Here is a 24284-nt window from a genome sequence, read left to right as displayed (position 1 = left end):
ATTGCATGAAAAGGGTATGGTGGCTTGTTGCGTTGATCGTGGTGGCTTTGTTGTCGATACCAGGGTGCGGTGGTGGAGACGGTCCGGGACCGGGTGAAATACGGATGGATTCGTTTTCAACGGATTTCCTGCCCATACCTACCAAAATTGTCCGAGCCACGGTTCGGAACAAGGATAATCAGATGATGGGCGGCGTGCTGGTCAGTTTCAGCACCAGCGCGGGCCAGTTGTGCGAAGAGGTGGAAGTGGATGCCAGAGAATTTACCATGGAATGCATTAACACGCCGAATGGCCCATCCATTGAGACGAATGCCAACGGTATTGCCGACATCTATCTGATACTTGGCTCCTTCCCCAGCGCCACGGTCACAGCCATGGCCACCGGATCGCATCAGCGCGAAGATGTGCCCTGGCAAGACAGCGTGGGTACCGGAACCATATCCGCCTCCATCCAGGTCTACCTCGTGGAAAACATCCGCCTGTTCAACATTGAAGCCGGTCCCACGGCGGATACAAAAACCCTCCGGGTCCTGGTCACCGGTCCGCGGGAGACTCCCCTGGAAAACGTCGCCGTGCGGTTCCACAGCAGCGGCGGGCAGTTCGTGGACCATCACGGCAACCCCGCCCCGATCCCCGAAGTACGGTCCAACCGCCACGGCATCGCAGTCATCAACCTGAAAAGCACCCACCCGGTCACCGTCACCGCCCGAGCCGACAACAAGTCCACCCAGTTTCCGGTGGAATTCTAGGTCCAGGCACGTCTATAAAGAATAAGAAGGTCTCTCGCCCGGCCCCAAAGCGGGCCTAGAGAAAGCAGAGAGCGCTGAGCAGAGAAAGATGACATGGCCATAGGCCTGGGAACCATTTGCAAGGCAGGAGAAGGACCTGCTTTGCAAATTCTTTCTCTCTCAGCGACCTCCGCGACTCGAGCGAGTCTTCGAGCGGGCGAGAAATTCCCCCTCCCTCAAATATAATGAGTGCATCCTGGCGGTTGCACTCATTATTATATCCACCCAGTGCGAAACCTCTTCCCCTGGGACCGCCGCACCCCAGTGCGGCTTCTTATTCAGACCCCGCTGCAATCACCTGAAATTTCCCCCAATCTCCGCAGGACCATCCCGTGAGGGCGTATCCTTGAAGACCCCATGCCTGTAAGCTGGAATATCACGGCATAGAGCGTCAATCCGATCGAGGGCTGACACAGCTGTTTTCATGTCGACAAAGTTAACAGTCATTCGATTTATTTTACATTCTCCAATCTGGCGACGACACATAACCCGCAAAAATAATACTATTATTTATTCTGCACCGGCTTTACCATGCCGGGAAATTTTACATCTTGTTATTATCCAATGACGGGACTTACTGAAAAATTAATGCAAAAATGGTCTTAGTATTAAAAATAAAAATCCTTGAAATTCGGACAACTATCTACAACACCCCAAAAACCAGCGGGCATTGGCCGACTTCTTGCTAAAGACATACCATCTTATGTTTCTCATAGTCATTCAAACAGGAGGTAATGTCATGAGGAAAACAATATTTATTCTAATGGTGGCGTGCTTGTTGATGGTGGGATTGGTGGCCAAGGGTATGGCTTTAACCTTGGAAACATTAGACAAAACAAATACAAAACAGGAGCCTTATGGTGGGTTCTTATACGCAGAACCCGAATTCGATTTAACCGGCTATGAACTCGGAGACTACATGGGCAGAGGTCTACATACTGAGTTGCCCGCTGGCAAACTAGAAGATTTATTCATATATGACGGTTCCCCTTACACAGATGTTAAGATTTTGGACGAAGAAGATGACGTTATATGGACCAAGTACATGCTTAAAGAGAACGAATTAGATGAATATATTGCTGGAACGTGGAAACTAACAGACGAAGCTATAGATGACAAAAAGTACGTGACTTTTTTGGTGGTCTCAGGAGGAAGTTATTTCTCGGTACACCAATACGACTCTGCTCTTTTTGGCAAATGGGACACCGGCTGGCTGGAGTCTGGTATGAGCGGGAACCCATATCCTGGAATCTCCTACGTAAAAGCATTCCAGGACGGCAACGGCACTCCTGATGTCCCGGAACCGGGCACCATGCTCCTCCTCGGTTTTGGCTTGGCAGGGCTGGCATTAATGCGCAGAAAATTTTCAAAATGATGGACGAAAAGATCATCAATCACGCCAAGGGCGGGGACTCGTTCCCCGCCTTTTGTTTTTGTGATATTAAGTTTTTTAGCGGCAAAGTTTACAGTTGCATCCATGATCGTCTTGATCTTTAAAACTCAGCGGGCGGTTCAATATTCAGGCGACAGCCCGGCAGCCAAATCAAATCCCGAGCTGCGACGATCCGCAACCTGATCCTCGAATTCCCGGACCAGGAACAGGGCTTCCACATCCGGCAAAGACTCCACCAACTCCAGACCGGCATCCGCTCCCATAACCATCAGGCCGGTGGACAGGGCATCGGCGTACACGGCGCTTTGGGCGATGACCGTTACGCTGGCAACTCCGTTATCCACTGGCCGGCCGGTGCGCGGATCCAGGACGTGGCTGAAGTAGTGGTCGTCATGTTGAAAGTATTGGCGGTAGTCTCCGCTGGTCAGCACGGCCTTGTTGTCCGGGCGCAGCACCAGCAGCGCCTCGTTGCCGATCATGCCCCGGTCCGGCTGACTCAGGCCGATCCGCCACGGCTCGCCTGCCGCGTTGCGGCCTGACACCAGAACGTCCCCGCCGATGTCCACCAAAAAATCCGCCAGTTTTCGCCCTCGCAGCATCTCGGCCACGGCGTCCACGGCATAGCCCTTGGCGATGCCGCCAAAATCCAATTGCACCTGGGGATGAAGCTTGCGTGGTTCACCCGGCACGGAAATGTCGATCCAGCGCAACCCGACAGCCTCCAGAGCCTCGCGAACCGCTTCCATATCCGGCGGCTGATCGTCATTCTCGGCGGACGATCCGGGACCAAAGCCCCAAAGATCCAGCAGCGGTTTGACCGTGGGATCGAACGCTCCGTCCGTCAGCTCATGAACCAGCACCGAGGTCCGAAGTACATTCCAGAAATCATCACCAACAGCCACGGAATGGGAGGCATCGAGAGAGTTGAACCGGGAGATCTCGCTGTCCGGGCGATACACGGACATGCTCGCGTTGATCTCCTCCAGGCGGGCGCGGATTTCCGTCTCCAGTCCGGATACCGCCCGCGACGAAACACCGACCACACGCACGGTATAGACCGTGCCCATGGTCATGCCCGTGAAGACATGCTCCGTGGGTTGTCGACAACCAACAGACATGGCCGCCAGAATGGCCGGAATGAGGATCAAGAAAAGGGAGAGAAGGGGAAAGGGGGTCAGGGGCAGTGTTCTGTCGTGAGCGGAAGAATTGGTTGGCATGGCAGTTTGGGAAAGGTGGTCCGCCACGGCGGACGTTGACTAGCCTTCTCATGGAAGGCGCAGAGGACGAAAGGGATCTTTTTTGGTAACGTAACTGCTCAAAAAGGTCGGGCGGTGAGGTTTGCCGTGAAGGAGTGTCTCCGGGATGGAGTTTCGTGATTCAGCTACTGGGGCCATGCTCCAACCGAAACTTTTCCTGAGTGCGTTACACCGCTGCCGCACTGGGGTGCGGCGCTCCCTGGATTTATCCTCTTGATTGCCTCATTTTTTTTTGAGCAGTTGCTTTCTTTTAATTCTGACAGGACATCAGGAGGAAGTCGCTAATTCATGTACCAGCCTAGAACCCGCCAGGTTATCCGCCCCGCCTCGTCCACATTGTACTCCAGCCACAGATTGCCGCGCACGTGGCCGTCCTCGAAACCGGCCAGGACCCAGCGATCCGTGAGGACGTAGGTTTCGGAGGTGTTGATGTACATGGTGCCGCCAAAAAAGGCTTCGGCGGGGATCAGTTCGGGGCGGGAGGCCAGGTCCTGGACCAGTTCAAACACCGGATTGGCCAGTCCCTTGCGCTGCAGGCGGCGCAGTTCGAACTCGCTCAGGCTGGGCTGGACTTCACGCTGGATGGAAAGGAGCGGCGCCATGTTGGCCACGTCGAGCTGTTCCCGCAGATCCTGGTTCTGCGCTTCGCACAGACGCAAGTCCTCCCGGGATTGCAGCAGCTTGCCGTAGAAGGTCAGACAGACAACGGCCAGGGCGAGGACCGCGAGCCACGGCAGGGCATGATGAGGTTTGAACAGTTTTTCCGACATGGCAATGCCTCATGATTCCCGGAATCCGAACAGCGGGGCCAGAGCCTTGACTTCTGGAAGATGCCGCATTTCCCAGAGCCGATTTTCCACGGGCCACAGGTTGATCGGCAGGCCCAGGGTCCGAATCCGACCAGCCATCAGTTCCAGAGCGAGCCAGTCCGGATCTTCATCAGCCAGCAGGCTCAGGAGATGGGCGGCAAGCCGAGCGTCAAACTCCTGGTTCGGTTGCCAATTGCGCTGGAGAAAAAGCCGCGTCTCCTCTTTGGCGACACTGGATTCGGCGGATACGATAAAAGTCCAGGCCAAGGCGGGCAGATACAGCCGCCAGACCTCCTCCCGGTTGGGATGGTGCTGGTCTTCCTGCCATTCCAGAAAATGAACCGCGGCCCTGGATGCGAAATCAAGCTGGCTGTTCCACCAGCTCTCGGCCTGACGCTCCAGCCAGGCCAGGGTGATCAGCTGCCGCTTGTTCCAGGCCAGATCCGCAACCGTGCAGAAGAATTCCCCCTGCCCGTCCACGACGACATGCACCGCGTCCACATTGTCGTCCGGCGTCTCCCCGTAGGTCCAGTGCCACGTGAATTTCTTGGGCGCACCATTTTCAGCGCCGGTGAGCAGCCCGTGACCCTGGCTCTGCGTAGGGGCGGACTCCCGGACATGCAGTTCCAGATCGGCACTACGCAACTCCAGCCTCAACCTGCCCTGCTCCGGCTTGCGGTCGCGGGCTTGGCTCAGCAACAGGCCGAGCAAAGTCCAGGTGGCCGGATTCATGGATCGGGGCAGGACATGACTGCACCACAGGTCCGCTCCGCTGCCCTTATCCGGGAGGTTGGAGCGGATTTCCGCCAGCACGGCGGTGAAGGAGTCGGTCCAGTCTTCGCCGCCGCAGGCCCGAGCCAGTTCCATGGATCGCAAGGCGTAGGCCATGGCGTTCAGCGGCTCCACCCGGCTGATTTCGTCGAAAAACCAAGCGCAACTGGCCAGGGAGCACATGGCCCATTCCTGCATGGCCAGCAGGTCGAAGGCCGTGTGCTTCGTCTCGGGCGACGAGCCGGGCAGGCCGTACCGCTCCAGAAAAACGCGGCGATCCAGGCTGCCGGCCAGAACTCGGCCATATTCCAGAAGCGCCTGGCGCGGATCAGTGAACCAGTGCTGCCCAGTGTTGAAAAAGAGTTTGTCCACGCGCTGCTTGTTTTCGGTCAATGCCCGGCGCAACGGTTCGCGCCAGTGCTGATTCCAGCCGGGATGACCGCCGTCGGTGCATCCGCAGTCCGAGCGCCATCGCTCCACGCCGTGGATGCAGCTCCATGAGGAAGGTTCCTTCAGGTAGACCCGTCGTTGTGGTGGATTGCTCGCAAGGTACGCGCCGTAATTGGTCAGCTCCAGCCCGTCTCTCCCCTGCACGACCTGTTCCAGGAAATAAGCCAGAGCCATTTCACCAAAGGGAAAGTGGTGGCCGTAGGTTTCCCCGTCCGTGGCCAGGGAGAGCAGTCCGCTTGAGGCGGCCTGATTGACGCGCTGCCAAAACCGCTCCCCGTCCTCCAGGAGCCGCTCGAAAGCCACGGCCTGGGAAAGCGGGCCATGGTAGAAAAAGACGGCCAGGCTTTGGCCTGAGGGCAGCAGTGCGGCATAGGGCTCTCGGATGTCCAGGGTGGACTCATCGACCTGAATGCGGTGCGCACCGTTCAGATCCGCCACGGCCAGAGCCTGGCGCGGCGCCAGGATCACGAACCGGAAACCGGCCCGAGCCACGGCCTCCAGTGTCGGTGTGTCCACGGCGGCCTCGGACAGCCACAAACCCTCGGGCATGCGGCCGTAGCGGGCCTGAAAGTCAGCCGCGGTCCAGGCCAGCTGAACATCCTTGTCCAGTTCCGAGGCCAAAGGCATGATCATGTGATGATAGCACTGGGCCAAGGCGTTGCCGTGGCCCCAGCGTTCCAGGCTGAGGCGGTCGGCTTCCAGGATCCGGGCGTAGCATTGGGGGTCGTCGTGTTCGAGCCAGGAAAGCAGGGTCGGGCCGAAATTGAAGCTGACCCAGGCATAGCAGTTGACGATGTCCGTGATCCGGCCGTGACCGTCCCTGCGCCGGGCCCAGGCCAGGGGGGCATAGGATTCCTGAAGAATACGCCGGTTCCAGTTCAATCCCGGTCCCGCGCTGCCTTCGGGCAGCAGTTCCCGCATCCAGGGATCCGTGCGCGGAGGCTGATAGAAGTGACCGTGAATGCAAAGTTTGCGTGTTGCGCTCACGTGTCTCCCTCCATGGCCAAACGCAGCTGGTCCCGGGCCTCCTGGGGGCTGATGCCGCGCTTGGCCGCGAAAACTTCCAGATTCTCTTCGGCGTCGCAAGGCCGCAGATAGAGCGGTTCAACTGGTTCGAAGGAAAAACGGGCCGCGAGAGTCTGGCGGATCAGGACGTCAGGACGGGGATTGTCCCAGCAGGAATCCAGAATCCTGGCTTGGGGAAGCAGATTTTGCAGCACATCCTGATTGCGGCGGACACCACTGCCCAGGATATACAGCGGGCTCGAAGCGCCCTCCGCGAGGGATCCCAGAAGGGGCTCCAGGGAGGCAGAATTATCCAGAGCCATGGTTTCGGGCTGAGTGAGCGGGGTCATGTCCGGAACCCGGAACAGCTGGCAATTGATCTGATTGGAGCGGGCATGGGTGAGGACGGCCAAGCGGCCATGGAGCAACGGCCCGGGTCCGGCGGCCAGGGTGGGCAGATAATCCAGCCCGGCCATGGGCAAACCGGCGCCCATGGCCAGCCCATAGGTTGTGGCCAGACACAACCGCAGCCCCGTGAAATTGCCCGGCCCACGCACGCAGGCAATACCGGTAACGTCCTGCATCCGCATTTCCAGCATGTCCAGGGCGTTTTCCAGAGCAGGGACCAGAAACCGCATCACCCGGGCCGGGGCTGCCCATTCCTGATGCAGGATCAGGCTCTCTCCGCGGGCCAGGACAATCTGGACCCGCTCCTCGGCGCCGTTGAGCACCAGGAGGAGCTTGCCCGTCATGTTCTCCGGCCTAAGGTCATTGGAAAAAGCGTGTGATGTCATTGAACACGGCAAAGGTCATCAACGCGATCAGGAAGGCGATACCGAACTTGTAGGCGAGCTCCTGAGCCCGGGCGTTGAGCGGCTTTCCCTTGATCATTTCGATCACGTAGAACAGGATGTGTCCGCCGTCCAGCACGGGGACGGGAAGCAGGTTCAGCAGGCCGAGATTGATGCTGATCAGGGCAGTCAGAGCCAGCAGGTTGGTCATCCCCTCGGCGGCCTGTTCGCTGACCAGCTGGGCGATGAGAATCGGCCCGCCGATATTGTCCGCGGGAATGATCCGGCCGATGAGCTTGATGATGCCCTGGACGGTCAGATTGACGATTTCCCAGGTCTGTTCCGCGCCGGCGATCAGGGCTGTCCCCGGCCCCAGGGCAATGGATTGGGTTTCCCCGGCAGCGGTAATGCCGAGCATGGCCACCCGAATGTCTTCCCCGAAAATGTTCTGACGGGTCGCCACCTGGGGTTCGGCCGTCAACTGCACGACCTGCTCGTTACGCAGGATCGTGAGGTGCATGGCTTGGCCCTCGGACTCCTGAATCTGCTCGGACAGATGACGCCAGTACTGGATTTCCTGGCCGTTGATGGCCACAATCCGGTCCCCGGCCTGAATATCAGCGGCTTCGGCGGCGCTGTTCTCCTGCACCTGACCCACTACGGGCAGGAGTTCCTGCTGGCCGTGGTACCAGAACAGCCCCCAGTAGATGAATACTGCCAGGAAAAAGTTGAAGAACGGCCCGGCCCCAACCACCAGGATCCGCTGCCATGGCGGGCGCAGGCTGAAACTGGACTCCGGGGGAACCTCCGAGGGCAGATCCTCCTGGGAGCTTTCGCCGGCCAGCTTGACGTATCCGCCCAGGGGAATGGCGGAAAGCCGGTATTCCGTTCCACCGGAAACGAAACTGAACAGCTTCGGCCCAAAGCCAAGGGAAAAAACAGGAACGCCGATCTTGAACAGCCGGGCCACGATAAAATGCCCCAGCTCATGAAAAAATATCAGCACCCCAAGCACAAGAACAATGGCAATAACACTCTGCATTTGTAGCTCGATGGTTAGTATATCAAATTAAAACAGCAAATAATACCAAGTCAGCACAATCCTATCTCCATCGAAATCGCAATCGAAATCGATTTTTAAATCACTATTCTGGTAACTGCTCAATAATCTGGGTAAGTGGACCACACAAAAACACCTGTAACTGCTCAATAAACTGTGGCAAGCATGGTCTGGATGCCCGCCTTCGCGGGCATGACGTGCTTGTAAAAGCGTTCTCATTGAAGTCATTCCCGCGAAGGCGGGAATCCAGCTTCAAGGGTAACGCGCAGTCCGTGCCCGACCTTTTTGAGCAGTTACAAACACCTGGACCCCGGCCTTCGCCGGGGTGACGATCGAGAAAGCTCGTTATCGATGTACTCCATTCCGTCATACCGGCGCAGGCCTGTATCCAGGCAGCACGGATCCGAGGTGGTTGGTTGCCCTGCCTTATCGAGCAGTTACCTATGTTGTTCGATTGCGATTGCGATTTCGATTTCGATTGCGAAAAAAAGAACACCCATCAACAATACTCCTCGCCGCACTCCTCCGCGCAATACCCTCTGCCGCCCAAGCGACTGTGCATCAAAGCCATTCGGTTCAACTCGCTTTTACGTTCGCGGCTTTCAACCTCGTCCAGCGCATTTCCGACGACCAGAACATCCTGAATAGCAGCACCCTCCAGAGCCGAGCCACGGGCAATCTCGAAATATCTTCTGCGATCCGCGGAAGCGGTTTTTCCATTGCTTTCGGCAATGTTCAGCGGGATCGACTGGCTGGCTCGAAGCCATTGATCCCGGGCATTACGGTGGATTCCCGCGAGAGGTTGGCATTTTTTGAAAACCCAGGCGACATAGCTGATTGAGAGGCGGTAGACGTCGAGGTTTTCGTGTCCGAGGGTCATTTTTCGATTTCGATTGCGATTTCGATTTCGATTAAGAGATAACTTGATTCAGCCGCACAAAGATAAGCACAAATCCGGATTAAGCAACTTCTCTGCCGATGGACCAGTTGAGGGCGTGGGACTGGGTGCGAGCGCTGAGGTCCAGGATGGATTCCAGGGAGTCCACAGGTTCTCCGGGATGGTCGTCCAGGCAGTGGCGGATCAGCGCGGGAATATTCATGAAGGACAATTTTTCCTTCAGGAAGAGATCCACCGCGGTTTCATTGGCCGCATTGAGCACCACCAGGTGGCTCGGTCCGGAAGCAAAGGCCTGACGGGCCAGGTCCAGGCAGGGAAAAAATTCAGTCCGAGGGGCTGAAAAGGTGAGTGTCGAGGTCTGGAGCAGATCCAGGGGAGCGAGGCTTTGCAGACCCAGACGATCCGGGAATCCGAGACAGTAGGAGATGGGCACCCGCATGTCCGCAGGTCCCATGTGCGCCAGCAGGGAACGGTCCTCGAACTCCACCAGGGAATGGACGATGCTTTGCGGATGGATCAGTACCGCAACCCGCTCCAGTTCCACGCCGAACAGCAGGCAGGCCTCGATAACCTCCAGTCCTTTGTTCATCAAAGTAGCAGAGTCCACGCTGATTTTCGCACCCATGGACCAGTTGGGATGGGCCAAAGCCTGGCGCACCGTGACCCCGGTCAAATCGGACCCGTCCAAATCTCGAAACGGGCCGCCGGATGCAGTCAGGATGATCTGCTTCAGGCTGGATGATTTTTCGCCGCGCAGGGATTGGAACACGGCGTTGTGCTCCGAATCCACGGGCAGAATCATGGCCCCGGACCGTCGACAGGCTTCGCGGATCATGTTCCCGGCCAGGACCAGGGACTCCTTGTTGGCCAAAGCGATGACCTTGCCGGCCCGGGCCGCGGCCAGGGTAGCCGGAAGACCCGCGGCTCCGACCTGCGCGGAAATCACCATCTCGGCTTCGGAAAGCGTGGCCAGGTTTTCGTAACCGTCCTTGCCGTGAACGATCTCCGGGGAGTAGTCCGTGGGCAGCAGTTCCGCGAGTTCCCGGGCCAGGGAAGCGTCCAGGACGGCCAGCATCTTCGGTCGCCACTGCCGGGCCTGTTCCGCCAGAAGGCGGATATTGCGTCCACCGGCCAGGCCAAGAATCCGGAACTGCTCCGGATGTTCCCGGATTACACCCAGGGCGCTTTGGCCGATGGAACCGGTACTGCCCAGGATGGCAAGCCGACGCGGATTATCCGTCGCGATTGAAAACCCGGTTTCGGGGACGGTGCTGATGTAATTGAAACCATTGGGCATGGGCATGAAGCGATCTTCAGGAAAAATGGTTGCGGAGATAAGAATATGGCGCCGCGCCAATCCGGATCACCGGTTATCCGAAGAACGGATGGAGGTGGCTGAGTGCGGCGTATGCGGGAAGCGCGAAAAGGAGGCTGTCGATGCGGTCCAGAATGCCGCCGTGACCGGGCAACAGGCTTCCGGAATCCTTGATGGCCCTGGAGCGTTTCAGCGCGGATTCGAAAAAATCGCCGAACTGGGAGGCCACATTCAGGACAATACCCAGTACCACCAGGGCCGTTATGCCGGCTGTTCCCCAGATCAGGCCGATGATCACGGTGGACACGATGCAGGCGGTCATTCCGCCGGCACTGCCCATCCAGGTCTTTTTGGGGCTGATGGTCGGCCAGACATGCCGTTTGCCCCACATCGACCCGGCGTAATAGGCGCCGGTATCGGAAATAAAGGCCCCGGCCACCACCAGAAGCAGTGCCGGCCATGGCATGGCCAGGGCGAAATGCAACAGCAACGGAAGATAGCAGACACCGAGAAACAGGATCTGGGCATCCTGGTACCGTGTGGAATCCGGCTTCTTGGCATATTCCGCGACAAAAAGAACCCCGGACAGGCAGAAGAGCACGGCCAGCAGAATCGGGGCCGCTGCCGGAGAAAAATACACACCGATGAGAAACAGTGAGCCTGCCGCAATCCCGAGGAATTTCTTAAGGATCTGTTCCTTTTGCCAGAACATGGCGTAGAATTCCCACTGTCCCAGGGCGGACAGCGCGATCACCAGCAGCAGCAACGGCCATCCTCCGATATATAGCACCCACAGCAGCAGGGGCAGGGGCAACAGCCCGGTCAGCAGTCGCTTGTGGTGAGATGTCAGGATCATGTCTCGCTCGCGTTGGTTCCGGTGGATTGCGGCTCCAGACCGCCGAAACGGCGGGATCGCCCGGAAAACTCATCCAGGGCGGCCTGCAGGTGGGATTCATCAAAGTCCGGCCAGAGGACCGGCGTGAAGTACAATTCGCTGTAGGCGGCCTGGTAAAGCAGGAAGTTGCTCAGGCGCTGCTCGCCGCTGGTGCGGATGATCAGATCCGGGTCGGGCTGCCCGGCCGTATCCAATTGCGCGGCAAAACTGCTTTCAGTGATCTGGTCCGGTACAAGCCCCTGTTCAAAAAGTTTCTTGCAGGCCCGCAGAATTTCCTCGCGCCCGGAATAGTTCAGGGCCAGGTTGACGACCATGGAACGGCAATGGCTGCTTCGGGAGCAGACATGGCGCAGGATCTGGCGCAGGGAAAAAGGCAGGTCGGACCACTCGCCCAGGACCTGCAACCGGATGTCGCGCTCAAGCAGGGAGTCCATCTCGTCCTTGAGATACGCCTGGAGCATATCGAAAAGAAACGAAATTTCCTCGCGGGGGCGGGACCAGTTTTCCTTGGAAAAGGTGTAGAAGGTCAGATGCGGAATGCCAAGCTTGCGACAGTAGGTGACGACCTTGCGAGCCGACTGGGTGCCGGCCTTGTGGCCTTCGGTGCGGGGCAGCCCGTGCTGCTCGGCCCAGCGCCCGTTGCCGTCCATGATGATGGCGATATGTTTCGGAAGTTCCATTTCTAATCAATATTTTGCGTAACTATTCAGCACACACTCTGTGGTCACTCGCCAGAGCTGGATTTCGGCTTTCGCCGGAATGACGTATCATACCACGTCCTTTCCAAGTTAAGTCATACCGGCGAAGGCCGGTATCCAGTCCGATTTTTCTCGGATGAGCTGAGTAGTTACTATTTTGCTTTCTTAATCGAAATCGAAATCGCAATCGAAATCGGCATCGAAAGTCATGCCAAGTTCATCCCAACGATTTCGATTGCGATTTCGAACCCCGATAATGCAGCGCCATCCTCAATAACAGCGTCATTTTTGCGCCGGAAAAACTTTGTCGGATACGAACTGGTTAAAATAAAACCGGCTCAGATCTCCATGATTTCCTTTTCCTTGGCCGCGAAAACCTCGTCAGTCTTGGCAATGAACTCGTCCGTCAGTTTCTGGACGTCATCCTGGATCTTGCGCAGTTCGTCTTCGGTGATTTCTTTGCTTTTTTCCTGCTTCTTCAAGGTGTCGTTGGCATCGCGACGAATGTTGCGAATGCCGACTTTGGCGTCCTCGGTGAACTTCTTGGCGATCTTCACCAGTTCCTTGCGGCGTTCTTCGGTCAGCGGCGGAATAATGATCCGGATTGTCTTGCCGTCGTTGACCGGGTTCAAGCCGAGATCGGACTTGAGAATGGCCTTGTCGATATCCTTGAAAGCGGCCCGGTCCCAGGGCTGGATGGCGATGGTCCGGCTGTCCGGGATGGATACGGAGGCCAGCTGCTCCAGAGGGGTCGGGGTGCCGTAGTAATCGACGCGAATGCCCTCCAGCAGGGCCGAGGAGGCCCGACCGGTACGCAACCGCTTGAATTCCTTGTCCAGGCTCTGCAGGGTTTTCTCCATGCGCTCTCTGTTGTCTTTCAATACGGAAGCCATGTTATTCTCCTCCTGTGACCAGCGTTCCCGTGTCTTCTCCCAGTACGACCCGCTTGATGTTGCCCGCGGTGAACAAGTTGAACACGATGATGGGCAGATTGTTGTCCATGGCCAGGGAAATCGCCGTGGAATCCATGACCTGCAGGCGCTTTTTCAATACGTCGATGTAGGAGATGTGCGTGAACAACCGGGCGTCTTGATGCTTTTTGGGATCCTTGTCGTAGACTCCGTCCACCTTGGTGGCCTTGAGAATCGCCTGAACCTTGAGTTCGGCGCCCCGCAACACGGCCGCGGTATCCGTGGTGAAAAAGGGATTGCCGGTTCCCGCGGCGCAGATCACCACCCGTTTCTTTTCCAGATGCCGGATGGCCCGGCGGCGGATGTAGGGTTCGGCGACCTGCTGCATGGAGAACGCGGTCATCACGCGGGTGGACAACCCCAGCTTTTCCAGTCCGTCCTGAACCGCCAGGGAGTTGATCACCGTGGCCAGCATGCCCATATAGTCGGCGCCGGCCCGGTCCATGCCCTGGGAAGCGGCGGAGAGACCGCGAAAAATGTTCCCTCCGCCGATCACCAGTGACAATTCGATGCCCAAGTCGGCAACGTCCACGATCTCCTGACAAAAGGTGTCAATGGTCTCGGGATCGATTCCAAAGGGCTTGGGCCCGGCCAGGGCCTCGCCGCTGATTTTGAGGAGTACCCTGGGGTATTTCAGATGCATGACGTTTCGGCAGCTATGCCGCCTCCTCGCCCAGGGCCAGACGCACGATCCGTCCGACCTGGATGTTTTCGCCGAGCACGGCGATGGTCTCGGTGATCAGATCCTTCACCTTGCGGGAATCATCCTTGATGAAGGCCTGTTCCAGAAGGCAGACTTCCTGCGCGAACTTCTTCATTCGACCGTCCACGATCTTGGGGATGATGTTCTCCGGCTTGCCTTCGTCCCTGGTCTGCTGGGTGAAGATCTGCCGTTCGCGTTCCAGAACCTCGGGATCGATGTCCTCGGGCGCGACGCACAGCGGAGACGTGGCAGCGACCTGCATGGCCAGATCCTTGGCCAGCTCCAGAAACTTCTCGTTCTTGGCAACAAAGTCGGTTTCGCATTTCAGCTCGACCATGACTCCGATCTTGCCGTTGGAGTGGATATATGAACCGATGAAGCCCTGAGAAGTCGCTCTGCCGGACTTCTTCTGGGCCTTGGACAAGCCTTTTTCACGCAACCAGAGCACGGACTTTTCCTGATCGCAGCCGCACTCTTCCAGCGCCTTCTTGCAGTCCATCATGCCTGCGCCGGTTCGCTCGCGCAGTTCCTTTACCAAACTTGCGGAAATTGCCATTTACTTCTCCTCCGTAGCGTCAAGTATTCTGTCGTCGTCCTTGCTGACCGCCGCATCAACCGCGGGCTGCTCGGCGCCCTCGTCAGCGCGTTTTTCGTCTTCCATTTTCTGCTCCGCGCCGGCCGTGTCACGCATCCTGGCGGCTCCCTCGAGGCAGGCATCGGCAATGCTGCCGGCAAACAACTTGATGGCGCGGATGGCGTCGTCGTTGCCGGGGATGATGAAGTCGATCAGATCCGGATCGCAGTTGGTGTCCACCACGCCGACCACGGGGATGTTCAGCCTGCGGCATTCCTGGACGGCGATCTGTTCCCGGTTCGGGTCGATGATGAAAGCTGCCTGGGGCAGATCATCCATGTCCTTGATGCCGCCCAGAGCCAGATTCAGCTTCTCCACGTCGCGCTGCATGCGTACGATCTCTTTCTTGACGAAACGGTTGATGGTTCCGTCCTCGAACATGCCCTCCAGCTTCTTCAATCGGTCAATGCTGCTGCGAATGGTCTGGAAGTTGGTCATGGTGCCGCCCATCCAGCGATGGGTTACGGAATACATGCCGGCCCGCGCCGCTTCCTGCTTGATGATCTCCCGGGCCTGGGGCTTGGTGCCGACAAACATGACCTTGCCGCCCTGGGCCGCGGTCTCAGCGATGAAGTCGTGCGCCTTCTGGAACATGCGCACGGTCTGCTGCAGGTCGATGATGTGGATTCCGTTGCGCGCACCGAAAATATAGGGCCGCATCTTGGGATTCCAGCGCCGGGTCTGGTGACCGAAGTGCACGCCGGTCTCCAACATTTGCTTCATTGTCACATACGCCATGATAATGCTCCTTGAATCGGGTTTTTCCTCCACCCTCCGTCAAAGCGCCCGCTCACTCCCGTCCCGGACGAGAGACCCTCAGGCCATTCGGAGGATGTGCGAATTTTGAACCGTGTTTAATTAGGCCATAATTTCTCCCCTGGCAAGCAAAACCTTATCCCCGCGCATTCCATCCGAATCCAAATCGAAATCGAAATCGAGCGTCGTATCAATTGAGGATTGATCGTTCCCACGCTCCAGCGTGGGAATGCAGCTCCCGACGCTCCAGCGTCGCGAATTGAAATCCGGTGAAACGCCGCTCTTCGGATATTCACAAGCATTGGCAGTTTCATTACGCGGAATTTCTTCCGGACAGCCTTGGCTGACGTGAATTGACTGATCACTCTGTGCCCAAACGGGGCGCTGGAGCGCCCAAGGCTTCGTTCCCACGCTGGAGCGTGGGAACGATGGGAAGTCGAATCGAAATCGAGCGTCGTGTATTCATTGAGGATGGCGTTATAATTTTAAATATTTCTTTCCGATTTCGATTGCGATTGCGATTTCGATTGCGATTTCGATTTTGATAGATGAAGGCGGGCAGCTTCGAGTCCTCGCGTTACCGATCCTTTACACCCGAATTCTTTTCCGATACGTAATCGGAAAGCTGGGGGAGCCGTGAGGCTGAGAGGGGACGCATTGTCCCGACCCTTGGAACCTGACACGGGTCATGCCGTCGGAGGAAAGCAGCCAAGCACTTGTTTTGCAACAAGACCGCCTTTTCGGACCAGCTGCCACCCGGCTCCGGAAAGGCTTTTTTTATTGGAACGCAGTAACTACTCAGCGATACTAATGCTGTTGCCGGGTTTGGCTCGGTATCGGGGTCGGTATCGGGATCGGGATCGGGATCGAAGCGAAGCCATGTGGAAGGGCATTCCATTTTTTTTCGATACCGATTCCGACCCCGACCCCGATTCCGATTCCGATTACCGGAAAAAAACGTGCTGAATAGGTAACTACTCAATAACTCCGGGCAGTGAACCTTAGAAAAAACACCTGGACCCCGGCTTGCGCCGGGGTGACGACCGAGAGCACTCGCTTTCGAGATACGCCACTCCGTCATACCGGCGCAGACCGGCGCGTTCCGCTATCCAGGCAGCACGGATACGCGGTGGTTGGTTGCCCTGCCTTATTGAGCAGTTACCTGAATAGTTACGAAACGCAAACCTATCCTGGATTCGCCAATGCATATTCACATCAACGGAAAGAACGAACATTTGACAGCTCCCCTGACGCTCCAGGAACTGATTACGAGCAAGGGGCTCGACCCGGCCGCCGTGGTCGCCGAATTGAACCGGGAAATCATTCCTGGGGAACGATTTGCCGAAACAACGCTTCAGGATGGCGACCATCTGGAGCTTTTGCGATTCGTAGGAGGCGGATGATGCTGGACGAAGATCTGCGCATCGGCACGGAAACACTGCACAGCCGGTTGTTCATCGGCACGGGCAAGTACGGCGACGACGCCGTGATCCCCGCGGTTTGCGAGGCGTCGGGATCCGAGGTGATCACCGTGGCTCTGCGCCGGGTGGATCTGGACGCCGCCACGGGCAATGTCATGGACCATATACCTTCCCGGATGCGGCTTCTGCCCAACACCTCCGGCGCGCGCACAGCGGATGAAGCCGTGCGCATCGCTCGGCTGGCCCGGGCCATGGGCTGCGGGAACTGGATCAAGATCGAGGTCATCGCGGACAACAACCATCTGCTTCCGGACGGCTACGCCACGGCCCGAGCCACGGAAATCCTGGCCCGGGAAGGATTCGTGGTTCTACCCTATGTCAATGCGGATCTCTACGTGGCCCGGGACCTGGTTCAGGCCGGAGCCGCTGCGGTGATGCCCCTGGGCGCGCCCATCGGCACCAATCGAGGCCTGCAAACCAAGGAGATGATCCGCATCCTGATCGAGGAGATCGACCTGCCCATCATCGTGGACGCGGGTTTGGGCCGTCCTTCCCATGCCTGCGAAGCCATGGAAATGGGCGCAGATGCGGTGCTGGTGAACACCGCCATTGCCACGGCGAACGATCCGGCGGCCATGGCCCGGGCCTTTGCCGACGCAGTGCGGGCCGGACGCATGGGATATCTGGCCGGTCCCGGCGCCCAGCGCCTCAAGGCCGCCCCGTCCTCTCCACTGACGGGCTTCCTGGATCAGCAGCCCGGCGAAGACGCCGCACTCCCCCTCCCATGAGCTTCCAGAGCCTGATCGATCAGTATCGCGGCCTGAACGTGCCCGCTGCCGTGCAGGCCTGTACGGAGCAGGACGTCAACCGCGCCCTGGGCCGCGACCGGCTCGGACCCGACGACCTGCTGGCCCTGCTTTCCCCGGCCGCGGACACCATGCTGGAGACCCTGGCCCAAAAAGCCGCCGAACTCACGTTGCGTCACTTCGGCCGGGCCGTGCAGCTCTTCACCCCGCTGTATATTTCCGACCACTGCACCAATCGCTGCGTCTACTGCGGATTCAATGCCGACCAGGTCAACTCCCGTCGGCAGCTGTCCCTGGAGGAGATTCGCACCGAGGCGCAAGCCATCGCGGCCACGGGCCTGAAGCAGATCCTCGTACTCACCGGGGATGCCCGCCGGAAAGCGCCTCCGGAATATTTGGAACAAGCCCTGGGCGTGCTGCGGGAGTTCTTTCCCAGCCTGCTTTTGGAGGTCTATGCCCTGACCACGGCGGAATATGCCCGGCTCATCGCGGCCGGGGCCGAAGGCCTGACCATATATCAGGAAACCTACGATCCGGGACTGTATGAACAGGTCCATCTCCGCGGCCCGAAGCGCGATTACGCCTTTCGCCTGGACGCCCCGGAACGTGGCTGTCGCGCCGGCATGCGCTGGGTGGGGATCAGCGCCCTGTACGGGCTTGGCGACTGGCGCGTGGACGCCTTCTGGACAGCCATGCATGCCCGCTGGCTCCAGGATCGGTATCCCGGCACGGAAATCGGGCTTTCCCTGCCCCGAATGCGGCCCCATGCCGGTGGCTGGCAACCGGACCAGCTCGTTTCCGACCGCGAACTGACCCAGATTCTCCTGGCCCAGCGCCTCTATCTGCCCAGGGCGGGGATCACCCTGTCCACAAGAGAATCCGCGAAGCTGCGGGAAAATCTGCTGCCCCTGGGGGTGACAAGACTGTCCGCCGGGGTTTCCACCTCCGTGGGCGGTCATGGCTCGTCAGATGCCGGAACGCCCCAGTTCGAGGTCAATGATCCCCGCGGCGTGGCGGAAATCACCGCCATGCTTCGAAGCAAGGGCTTTCAGCCGGTGTTCAAGGACTGGCAGCCGCTGGACATGAGGGCGGCATGAACATCACGGAACAAGGAATCGCCAGTCATATCGGCGCCCAAGCCCTGGATCGGCTGCAACAGGCGCGCATTGGCCTGGCCGGGGCTGGGGGATTGGGCTCCAACTGCGCGCATTTCCTGGTCCGTGCCGGGTTCAAGCGCTTCGTGCTGGTGGACTTCGACCGGGTGGAAGCCTCCAATCTGAACCGGCAATTCTTCTTTCCGGACCAGATCGGCCGGCCCAAGGTGGCGGCTCTGACCGCCAACCTCCTGCGAATCAATCCCGACCTGGAGATCCACCCGTACGAGACGAAGATCAGCAGCCGGAATGTTCGAGAACTGTTTGCCAGCTGCACCACGGTGGTGGAGTGCGTGGACGATCCAACCATCAAAAAGCTGCTGGCTGAGTCCATGATTCCGACAAAAAAACTCTTCGTCGCTGCGTCAGGAGTGGCCGGATACGGTAATCCGGACAGAATCCGCACCCGCGAAGTCCGCCCCGGCTTCCTGCTTGTGGGCGACGAAACCTCCATCTGCTGCCCGGCCACCCCTCCCCAGGCTCCCATCGTGGCCCTGTCCGCGGCCAGACAGGCTGATGCCGTACTGGCCTGGCATCTGACGTCAACATCTTCCTGATCCGTAACGACTTAGCTTGATAGACCGGAATTAGGTTCTCGTTCAAAAATTGTGGCAAGCATGAGCTGGATTCCCGCCTTCGCGGGAATGACTTTGTTAATTGTTATCGGTTATTTGTTATCAGTTATCAGAAAAAATCCAGATAACAAATAACTGATAACCGATAACTGATAACCTGGTTTGCGGGCAAAGCCCGCGTCAGTCGCCTTCCGATGAGCCTGACTTCACCTGCCTTCTTCCTCGCCGACCTGTTCCGGCAAGGTAAACGGCAGGACCACATGCACTGAACTGCCCTGGCCCGGTTCGCTTTCCACGGATATGTTCCCCTGCATCAATTCCACCAGACGCCGGACCAGGACCAGCCCCAGCCCTGCTCCTTCGTATTTGCGGGTATAGGAGCCATCCGCCTGGACAAAGGGATGAAAAAGCTTGCTGAGGGCATCATCCTCAATGCCGATGCCGGTATCCGAAACCGTGAACAAGACCGGCAGATCACCGTTGTTTTTGACCGGCATGAGCGACATGGTCAGACTGACCCGTCCTGTTTCGGTAAATTTCACGGCGTTGCCGATCAGGTTGAACAGGATCTGGCGCACCCGGACCTTGTCGCCGACGAGCATGGCTGGAACCAGGGGATCCAAATGGATTTCCATGGCTATACCCTTTTCCCGGGCCGCAATCTGAAACAATTCCAATACGCCGGAACAGGTTTCCCTGATCTGGAATTTGTAGGCTTGAATTTCCGCATTCCCGGACTCGATGCGGGAGAGGTCCAGAATGTCCGACAGCAGGCCGGTCAATCGCCTGCCGACCTGGATGCCGTTTTGGACATAGTGCTGCTGCTCACCATCCAATCCGGTCTCCAACAGGACCTGGAACATGCCCATGATGCCGTTCAAGGGCGTTCGGATTTCATGGCCGATATTGTTCAGGAATTCGGACTTGGCCCGGCTGGAGGCCTCGGCCTTTTCCTTGGCCTGAGTCAGCGCCCGTTCGGCTTTTTTCTTGTCCGTGACATCCCGGACAATGGCCAGAAACCGATCCTCGTCCATGCAGGTGACCCGGGCCTCATAATAACCGGATATACCCCCGATATCCAGAAAATACTCCACGACCTGGATCTGCCTCGTCTCAGCGGCCCGACGAAACGATTCCAGAAAAAGGTCAACCATTTCCGCTGGAAAGAAATCCCGGAAGGACTTGCCTGGCAGCTGTTCCCGGGGAATCGGCAACGGCGATTCTTCAGGTGCATGGACTTCCAGATATCTCCCCTCCCGGTCAAGGACAAAGATCATGTCCGGCATGGCGTTGATGATGGCGAAGTTCCTGGTCTCGCTCTCCCGCAACAGATGCCGCAGTTGGAGATGGGTCTCCACTCTGGCCAGGACTTCCTCCGGCTGGAAGGGTTTGGTCACATAGTCCGCACCGCCCAGGGCGAATGCCCGGATCTTGTTCTCGTGTTCATCCATGCCGCTGATAAACAGGACCGGAATGTCCCGCAGGGCCTTGTCCGCCTTGATCAGGGCACACACCTCGAACCCATCCATTTCCGGCATCCGAATGTCCAGCAGGACCAGATCCGGAGGATGCCGCACGGCGGCCGCCAAGGCCTGGGGACCATTGGTAAAGGCCACCACACGATGGCCCTTGGCAAGCAGAAGCTCCAGCAGCAGTTTCAGGTTGGTGGGATTGTCGTCCACGATCATGATAGAGGACTGTTTTTGTCTGTGCACTATTGATCTCCTTGTCCGACCGGCTCGGCCCGAACTTCCCCGCCTCTGGGCGTCTTCATGAATTTTTTAATCCCCTGATAGTCAAAGCGTTCCGCCATGTCTTCCAGTATCCGAGCCGCCGCTGGATCTTCCTGGAAGACTTCCCTGATCAGGGATTGCAGGCCGACTATATCGCCCCTGTCGGCCACATTCAGAACAGCCTGGACCGTGGCTTGCGTCAGGTGATGGGATCCTGGTGAAGGTATTTCGGAATACGACGTATCGCCTGACCGCTGCCCAGATCCGGAATCGAATTCTTCAGCGTAAACATATTGCAGCCCAAGGCCTTGCTCCAGGACAGCAAACAGCTCTTCCGCCTGATATGGCTTGGCCAAATACGCGTCCACGCCGGCATCCATGATCTCCTGGCGGGAGTCCATGAAGGCTCCGGCCGTGACGGCCACCACAAATGCGGATTGGCCGGCGGCGCTGGCCTTGATCCGCCGGACCGCCTCAAACCCGTCCATGACCGGCATGCGCATGTCCATCAATACGGCGTGCGGCGACCAGGTTTCAAATATCCGCAACGCTTCGGCGCCGTTGGCCGCCTCCCGAACCGCGAATCCCACGGGTTGCAGCAGCGATGCGATCAGGGCCAGATTTTCGGGTTTGTCGTCCACGGCCAGAATTCGCCACGCGTCAGCTTCCCGGCCCTCTTGTGCAGCAGGCTGGGCATTCGGTCCGAAAGCCAGGCCGACCACTTCCCGCGGCCGTGGTTTGGCTTGAAACTGCTCCGCCGCTTCCCGGACCTGAATCCGGAAGCGAAAGCAGCTTCCCTGCCCCTTTCTGCTTGTAAAGGTCAGGTCGCCGCCCATGAGCCGGGCATACCCGCGGCTGATGGAAAGTCCCAGTCCGGTGCCGCCGGCCTCGACCCCGGTAGCGGTTTGATGAAATGGATCGAACAACTGTTCTGTTTCCCTCTCGTCGATTCCCGGGCCCGTATCCTCCACCTCCCAGACAAGGTTGATGACCGGGCTCTCCTGACCGTGTGCGGTCGCTTCGACGGCACACCGCAGGATGATCACTCCCTGCCGGGTAAACTTGACGGCATTGTCCAGAAGGTTGATCAGGATCTGGGCAAGCTTGTTCTGGTCGCCATGCACGACGGACGGCAGGTTCCGGTCCGATTCCATCCTGAAAAACAGCCCCTTTGCGGAAGCGGCGGGGCGGAAAAGATTATCCATTTCGCGCATCAGCGCATTCGGGCTGAAATCTTTCGCAACAAGAACCGTGCGGCCGGCTTCGATCTTGGCCATGTCCAGAATGTCGTTGATCAGCCGCAGCAGGTGCTCTCCACTGCGCAGGATGGTCCGCACGTGCTTGGCCTGGGATGGAGTCAGGGAGGAATCACGCTCCAGAACATTGGCGAAACCGAGAATGGCGTTCATGGGAGTGCGGATTTCATGGCTCATGTTGGCCAGGAATCGACTTTTGGCCAGGCTGGCTGCCTCGGCGGTTTCCCGGCTGAGTTGCAAGGCCTTTTCCACCTTCCCTCGGTTGCGGACGTTCACCAGCATGAGCGCGAAAATCTGCAGCAATCGAATGATTTCTTGAGCATCCAGGCTGAACTCCCGGGAAAAATCAAATCCGACAAAACCCCGGCATATCTCTCCGTCCATCAGCGGTACGGTGAACAGGCTGCTGATGCCCTTATCCTTCAGCAATTTCCGAAATTCCGAATCCGGCGGCAGGGCCCGGACATCGTTAATGAACAAAACCCGGCCATCCTGATGCGCCTCCACCATTTCCGGGACCATGGTCAGGGGAACCTCCTGCAGCGACTCGATTCGGGAAGCAATTCCCTCAGCGCACCATTCATGGGTGTTGATGCAGATTCTGCTTTCGAAATCATAATCAAAAAGATATGCGCAATCCGCTCCAGCCAGTCTACCCAGTTCGCCGAGGGACGTCTCGATGGCTGAATTAAGACGTCCAAGGGGAAGATTGATGTAGGTCGAAGCGATTTGCATCAACAACTCCTGCAGTCGGGTCTGGAGCAGCAACTTCTCTTCGCTACGCACGCGCTCCGAGAGTTCGCCCTGAACCCGCTCCTTCACGGCGGTGGTGTCGATCAGGGAGCGAACGTTCTCATTCAGGGCCACCTCCATGTACATCAATGCGGCGGCCAATCGTCCCACTTCGCATTTGTGCCGATCCGGAAGACGCGCGATCTCCGGCCGGACCTCAAGCGGGCCGGAGAAATCTCTCCCAGGCAATGCTTTGGCATAATTGGCCAAGGCGTTCAAAGGCTTGGTGATCCGCGTTGTCAACACCAGCCCCATGCCCAGGCTGGCAAAAAAAATCCCGGCAATGATCAAACTCAGCCGGGAAACAACGGACTTGGCCGGAGCTCCCACCTCCTCCACATCAGCCACCGTGGCCACATACCAGTCCAGAGCCCGGAAATAGCCGACAAAGGCTTCCTGCTCCTGGATCTGGTCAAATGCTGCATGTTCTACAGGCGTCTGAAGGGCAAACCGGATCGACTCACGGTTCCTGTTGTCCGCCGCGTCCCGGAAGTCTTCCAAAAGGAATCGACCGGTAAGGAGGTTCACCGCTTCACCCAGATTCCACTCCAGGCCATCCGGATGGATGAGCATGTCTCCATGCGCATTGAACAGCAGGACAAAACCATTTTCGGCAATGCGGATCCTGGCGAAATTGTGTCGAAGATTCTCCAGAAGCTCCTGAAGCTTGCGCTCGCCCTCGCGTTCCAGTTCCTCGATGTCCACGGAAATGCCGATGATCCAATCCATGGGCGAGTACATGAGAAAAAACCCGAACCGCTTATGCTCCACACCACCGTGCCCCGGCCAGTAAAAGATCGAAGAGGCCTCTCCTTGACGCAGGATGCTGCTGCGCACGGAATCGGCCAGGGGTGCGCTCTTGAAATCCCGGAGTTGGTTCAGATCGTAGCCATGCAGGGCATTGCCGGGATGCCCGACAACCTTGCCCTGTGCATCGAAAACAAGAAACCGCAGTCCTTCGCCAAAAGGCACGGTATCCAGCCAGGTCATGGCGACCCGAACCGCCTTGTCCTGGTCGATGGCGGACTGATCCGTCAGAGCCAGCATGGAGTCCAACCCATGCGAAGCAATCACGGCCATCTCCCTGAGAGTTTTGCGATACGCTTGCACCGCATCCACCCTGTACTGCACCAGGTTGTTGTGACCGCTCCGGATGTTCAGTTCCACCAAATCCAACACATTGCGCGCACTGCGCTGCTCCGCCCGGAACATGGCATCTTCAACGTCCCGGTGCGTGAAATACAGCACCAGCATGGCAAGCAGCCCGAGAACGAGGCAGATCAGAAAAAAGATTCTGGCTTTGAGTGAATGAAACACCGCTATTTCCGTTCGGGACAGACAGGGTGAATTGTCA

At 58.0% G+C, this 24284-nt stretch carries 22 protein-coding genes and 1 riboswitch; of the genes, 6 read left to right on the top strand and 16 right to left on the bottom strand.

The window, feature by feature from the left end:
• Window positions 1–5 precede the first annotated feature (5 nt).
• The gene (locus tag ACYQ15_RS17875) at window positions 6–749 is read left to right on the top strand and encodes an Ig-like domain-containing protein (RefSeq protein WP_459938852.1); all 744 of its coding nucleotides are present in this window, start codon (window positions 6–8) and stop codon (window positions 747–749) included.
• Between the two features lie 778 nt (window positions 750–1527).
• Window positions 1528–2163: a PEP-CTERM sorting domain-containing protein gene (locus ACYQ15_RS17870; RefSeq protein WP_459938851.1), complete on the top strand. Its 636-nt coding sequence runs from the start codon at window positions 1528–1530 to the stop codon at window positions 2161–2163.
• A gap of 137 nt (window positions 2164–2300) precedes the next feature.
• On the opposite strand, the gene ACYQ15_RS17865 is transcribed toward ACYQ15_RS17870, so the two are convergent.
• The 14 genes from ACYQ15_RS17865 to ACYQ15_RS17800 all read right to left on the bottom strand — a co-directional run bounded on the left by ACYQ15_RS17865 (window position 2301) and on the right by ACYQ15_RS17800 (window position 15604).
• Window positions 2301–3398 carry an FAD:protein FMN transferase gene (locus ACYQ15_RS17865; RefSeq protein ID WP_459938850.1) on the bottom strand — a complete coding sequence of 366 codons (1098 nt, stop codon included), beginning with the start codon at window positions 3396–3398 and terminating at the stop codon, window positions 2301–2303.
• Window positions 3399–3718: 320 nt separating this feature from the next.
• Complete coding sequence (locus tag ACYQ15_RS17860; RefSeq protein WP_459938849.1) at window positions 3719–4207, bottom strand: hypothetical protein; 489 nt, start codon at window positions 4205–4207, stop codon at window positions 3719–3721.
• Between the two features lie 9 nt (window positions 4208–4216).
• Complete coding sequence (locus ACYQ15_RS17855) at window positions 4217–6454, bottom strand: DUF3536 domain-containing protein (RefSeq protein WP_459938848.1); 2238 nt, start codon at window positions 6452–6454, stop codon at window positions 4217–4219.
• A complete protein-coding gene (gene tsaB / locus ACYQ15_RS17850; protein ID WP_459938847.1) occupies window positions 6451–7224 on the bottom strand; it encodes a tRNA (adenosine(37)-N6)-threonylcarbamoyltransferase complex dimerization subunit type 1 TsaB in 774 nt (257 codons plus the stop codon). The genes ACYQ15_RS17855 and tsaB overlap by 4 nt, the downstream gene beginning before the upstream one ends.
• Before the next feature lie 16 nt (window positions 7225–7240).
• A complete protein-coding gene (gene rseP, locus ACYQ15_RS17845) occupies window positions 7241–8305 on the bottom strand; it encodes an RIP metalloprotease RseP (protein WP_459938846.1) in 1065 nt (354 codons plus the stop codon).
• Window positions 8306–8822: 517 nt separating this feature from the next.
• A complete protein-coding gene (locus ACYQ15_RS17840; RefSeq protein WP_459938845.1) occupies window positions 8823–9203 on the bottom strand; it encodes a four helix bundle protein in 381 nt (126 codons plus the stop codon).
• Between the two features lie 79 nt (window positions 9204–9282).
• The gene (gene dxr, locus ACYQ15_RS17835) at window positions 9283–10524 is read right to left on the bottom strand and encodes a 1-deoxy-D-xylulose-5-phosphate reductoisomerase (protein WP_459938844.1); all 1242 of its coding nucleotides are present in this window, start codon (window positions 10522–10524) and stop codon (window positions 9283–9285) included.
• A gap of 67 nt (window positions 10525–10591) precedes the next feature.
• Complete coding sequence (locus tag ACYQ15_RS17830) at window positions 10592–11392, bottom strand: phosphatidate cytidylyltransferase (protein WP_459938843.1); 801 nt, start codon at window positions 11390–11392, stop codon at window positions 10592–10594.
• Window positions 11389–12111 (bottom strand): polyprenyl diphosphate synthase, encoded by a 723-nt coding sequence (gene uppS, locus ACYQ15_RS17825; protein WP_459938842.1) that lies wholly within the window; start codon window positions 12109–12111, stop codon window positions 11389–11391. Before uppS ends, ACYQ15_RS17830 begins: the two co-directional genes overlap by 4 nt.
• A gap of 356 nt (window positions 12112–12467) precedes the next feature.
• Entirely contained in the window at window positions 12468–13022 is a 555-nt protein-coding gene (gene frr / locus ACYQ15_RS17820; RefSeq protein WP_459938841.1) for a ribosome recycling factor, read from the bottom strand.
• Window position 13023: 1 nt separating this feature from the next.
• Window positions 13024–13743: a UMP kinase gene (pyrH, locus tag ACYQ15_RS17815; protein ID WP_459938840.1), complete on the bottom strand. Its 720-nt coding sequence runs from the start codon at window positions 13741–13743 to the stop codon at window positions 13024–13026.
• Between the two features lie 13 nt (window positions 13744–13756).
• Entirely contained in the window at window positions 13757–14359 is a 603-nt protein-coding gene (gene tsf, locus ACYQ15_RS17810) for a translation elongation factor Ts (RefSeq protein ID WP_459938839.1), read from the bottom strand.
• Window positions 14360–15175 (bottom strand): 30S ribosomal protein S2, encoded by an 816-nt coding sequence (gene rpsB / locus ACYQ15_RS17805; protein WP_459938838.1) that lies wholly within the window; start codon window positions 15173–15175, stop codon window positions 14360–14362. It lies immediately after the preceding gene.
• 120 nt (window positions 15176–15295) lie between these two features.
• Window positions 15296–15604: a hypothetical protein gene (locus ACYQ15_RS17800; RefSeq protein WP_459938837.1), complete on the bottom strand. Its 309-nt coding sequence runs from the start codon at window positions 15602–15604 to the stop codon at window positions 15296–15298.
• A 206-nt stretch (window positions 15605–15810) separates the two neighbouring features.
• Window positions 15811–15913: riboswitch (TPP riboswitch) on the top strand.
• 482 nt (window positions 15914–16395) lie between these two features.
• On the opposite strand from ACYQ15_RS17800, the gene thiS reads away from it, so the two are divergent.
• The 4 genes from thiS to thiF are packed head-to-tail and all read left to right on the top strand — an operon-like array spanning window position 16396 to window position 19131.
• On the top strand, window positions 16396–16596 hold the full coding sequence (gene thiS, locus ACYQ15_RS17795) for a sulfur carrier protein ThiS (RefSeq protein ID WP_459938836.1): 201 nt from the start codon (window positions 16396–16398) through the stop codon (window positions 16594–16596).
• Window positions 16596–17402, top strand: a complete 807-nt coding sequence (locus tag ACYQ15_RS17790) for a thiazole synthase (RefSeq protein WP_459939615.1) — start codon at window positions 16596–16598, stop codon at window positions 17400–17402. The genes thiS and ACYQ15_RS17790 overlap by 1 nt, the downstream gene beginning before the upstream one ends.
• On the top strand, window positions 17399–18517 hold the full coding sequence (gene thiH / locus ACYQ15_RS17785; RefSeq protein WP_459938835.1) for a 2-iminoacetate synthase ThiH: 1119 nt from the start codon (window positions 17399–17401) through the stop codon (window positions 18515–18517). The genes ACYQ15_RS17790 and thiH overlap by 4 nt, the downstream gene beginning before the upstream one ends.
• The gene (thiF, locus tag ACYQ15_RS17780) at window positions 18514–19131 is read left to right on the top strand and encodes a sulfur carrier protein ThiS adenylyltransferase ThiF (protein WP_459938834.1); all 618 of its coding nucleotides are present in this window, start codon (window positions 18514–18516) and stop codon (window positions 19129–19131) included. The genes thiH and thiF overlap by 4 nt, the downstream gene beginning before the upstream one ends.
• A gap of 224 nt (window positions 19132–19355) precedes the next feature.
• Here the strand turns inward: thiF and ACYQ15_RS17775 are convergent, their stop codons facing one another.
• Window positions 19356–20864 (bottom strand): ATP-binding protein, encoded by a 1509-nt coding sequence (locus ACYQ15_RS17775; protein WP_459938833.1) that lies wholly within the window; start codon window positions 20862–20864, stop codon window positions 19356–19358.
• Complete coding sequence (locus ACYQ15_RS17770) at window positions 20864–24247, bottom strand: ATP-binding protein (protein WP_459938832.1); 3384 nt, start codon at window positions 24245–24247, stop codon at window positions 20864–20866. Before ACYQ15_RS17770 ends, ACYQ15_RS17775 begins: the two co-directional genes overlap by 1 nt.
• Between the last annotated feature and the right edge of the window lie 37 nt (window positions 24248–24284).

The organism is Desulfonatronum parangueonense, from assembly GCF_054656975.1.
This window is presented reverse-complemented; position numbering and strand designations above follow the sequence as displayed.

Excerpts from the sequence above, each read along its gene's own strand:
- ACYQ15_RS17875 (WP_459938852.1), top strand. The coding sequence starts at position 6 with ATGAAAAGGGTATGGTGGCTTGTTGCGTTGATCGTGGTGGCTTTGTTG.
- ACYQ15_RS17870 (WP_459938851.1), top strand. The coding sequence starts at position 1,528 with ATGAGGAAAACAATATTTATTCTAATGGTGGCGTGCTTGTTGATGGTG.
- ACYQ15_RS17865 (WP_459938850.1), bottom strand. The coding sequence starts at position 3,398 with ATGCCAACCAATTCTTCCGCTCACGACAGAACACTGCCCCTGACCCCC.
- ACYQ15_RS17860 (WP_459938849.1), bottom strand. The coding sequence starts at position 4,207 with ATGTCGGAAAAACTGTTCAAACCTCATCATGCCCTGCCGTGGCTCGCG.
- tsaB (WP_459938847.1), bottom strand. The coding sequence starts at position 7,224 with ATGACGGGCAAGCTCCTCCTGGTGCTCAACGGCGCCGAGGAGCGGGTC.
- rseP (WP_459938846.1), bottom strand. The coding sequence starts at position 8,305 with ATGCAGAGTGTTATTGCCATTGTTCTTGTGCTTGGGGTGCTGATATTT.
- ACYQ15_RS17840 (WP_459938845.1), bottom strand. The coding sequence starts at position 9,203 with ATGACCCTCGGACACGAAAACCTCGACGTCTACCGCCTCTCAATCAGC.
- dxr (WP_459938844.1), bottom strand. The coding sequence starts at position 10,524 with ATGCCCATGCCCAATGGTTTCAATTACATCAGCACCGTCCCCGAAACC.
- ACYQ15_RS17830 (WP_459938843.1), bottom strand. The coding sequence starts at position 11,392 with ATGATCCTGACATCTCACCACAAGCGACTGCTGACCGGGCTGTTGCCC.
- uppS (WP_459938842.1), bottom strand. The coding sequence starts at position 12,111 with ATGGAACTTCCGAAACATATCGCCATCATCATGGACGGCAACGGGCGC.
- frr (WP_459938841.1), bottom strand. The coding sequence starts at position 13,022 with ATGGCTTCCGTATTGAAAGACAACAGAGAGCGCATGGAGAAAACCCTG.
- pyrH (WP_459938840.1), bottom strand. The coding sequence starts at position 13,743 with ATGCATCTGAAATACCCCAGGGTACTCCTCAAAATCAGCGGCGAGGCC.
- tsf (WP_459938839.1), bottom strand. The coding sequence starts at position 14,359 with ATGGCAATTTCCGCAAGTTTGGTAAAGGAACTGCGCGAGCGAACCGGC.
- rpsB (WP_459938838.1), bottom strand. The coding sequence starts at position 15,175 with ATGGCGTATGTGACAATGAAGCAAATGTTGGAGACCGGCGTGCACTTC.
- thiS (WP_459938836.1), top strand. The coding sequence starts at position 16,396 with ATGCATATTCACATCAACGGAAAGAACGAACATTTGACAGCTCCCCTG.
- ACYQ15_RS17790 (WP_459939615.1), top strand. The coding sequence starts at position 16,596 with ATGCTGGACGAAGATCTGCGCATCGGCACGGAAACACTGCACAGCCGG.
- thiH (WP_459938835.1), top strand. The coding sequence starts at position 17,399 with ATGAGCTTCCAGAGCCTGATCGATCAGTATCGCGGCCTGAACGTGCCC.
- thiF (WP_459938834.1), top strand. The coding sequence starts at position 18,514 with ATGAACATCACGGAACAAGGAATCGCCAGTCATATCGGCGCCCAAGCC.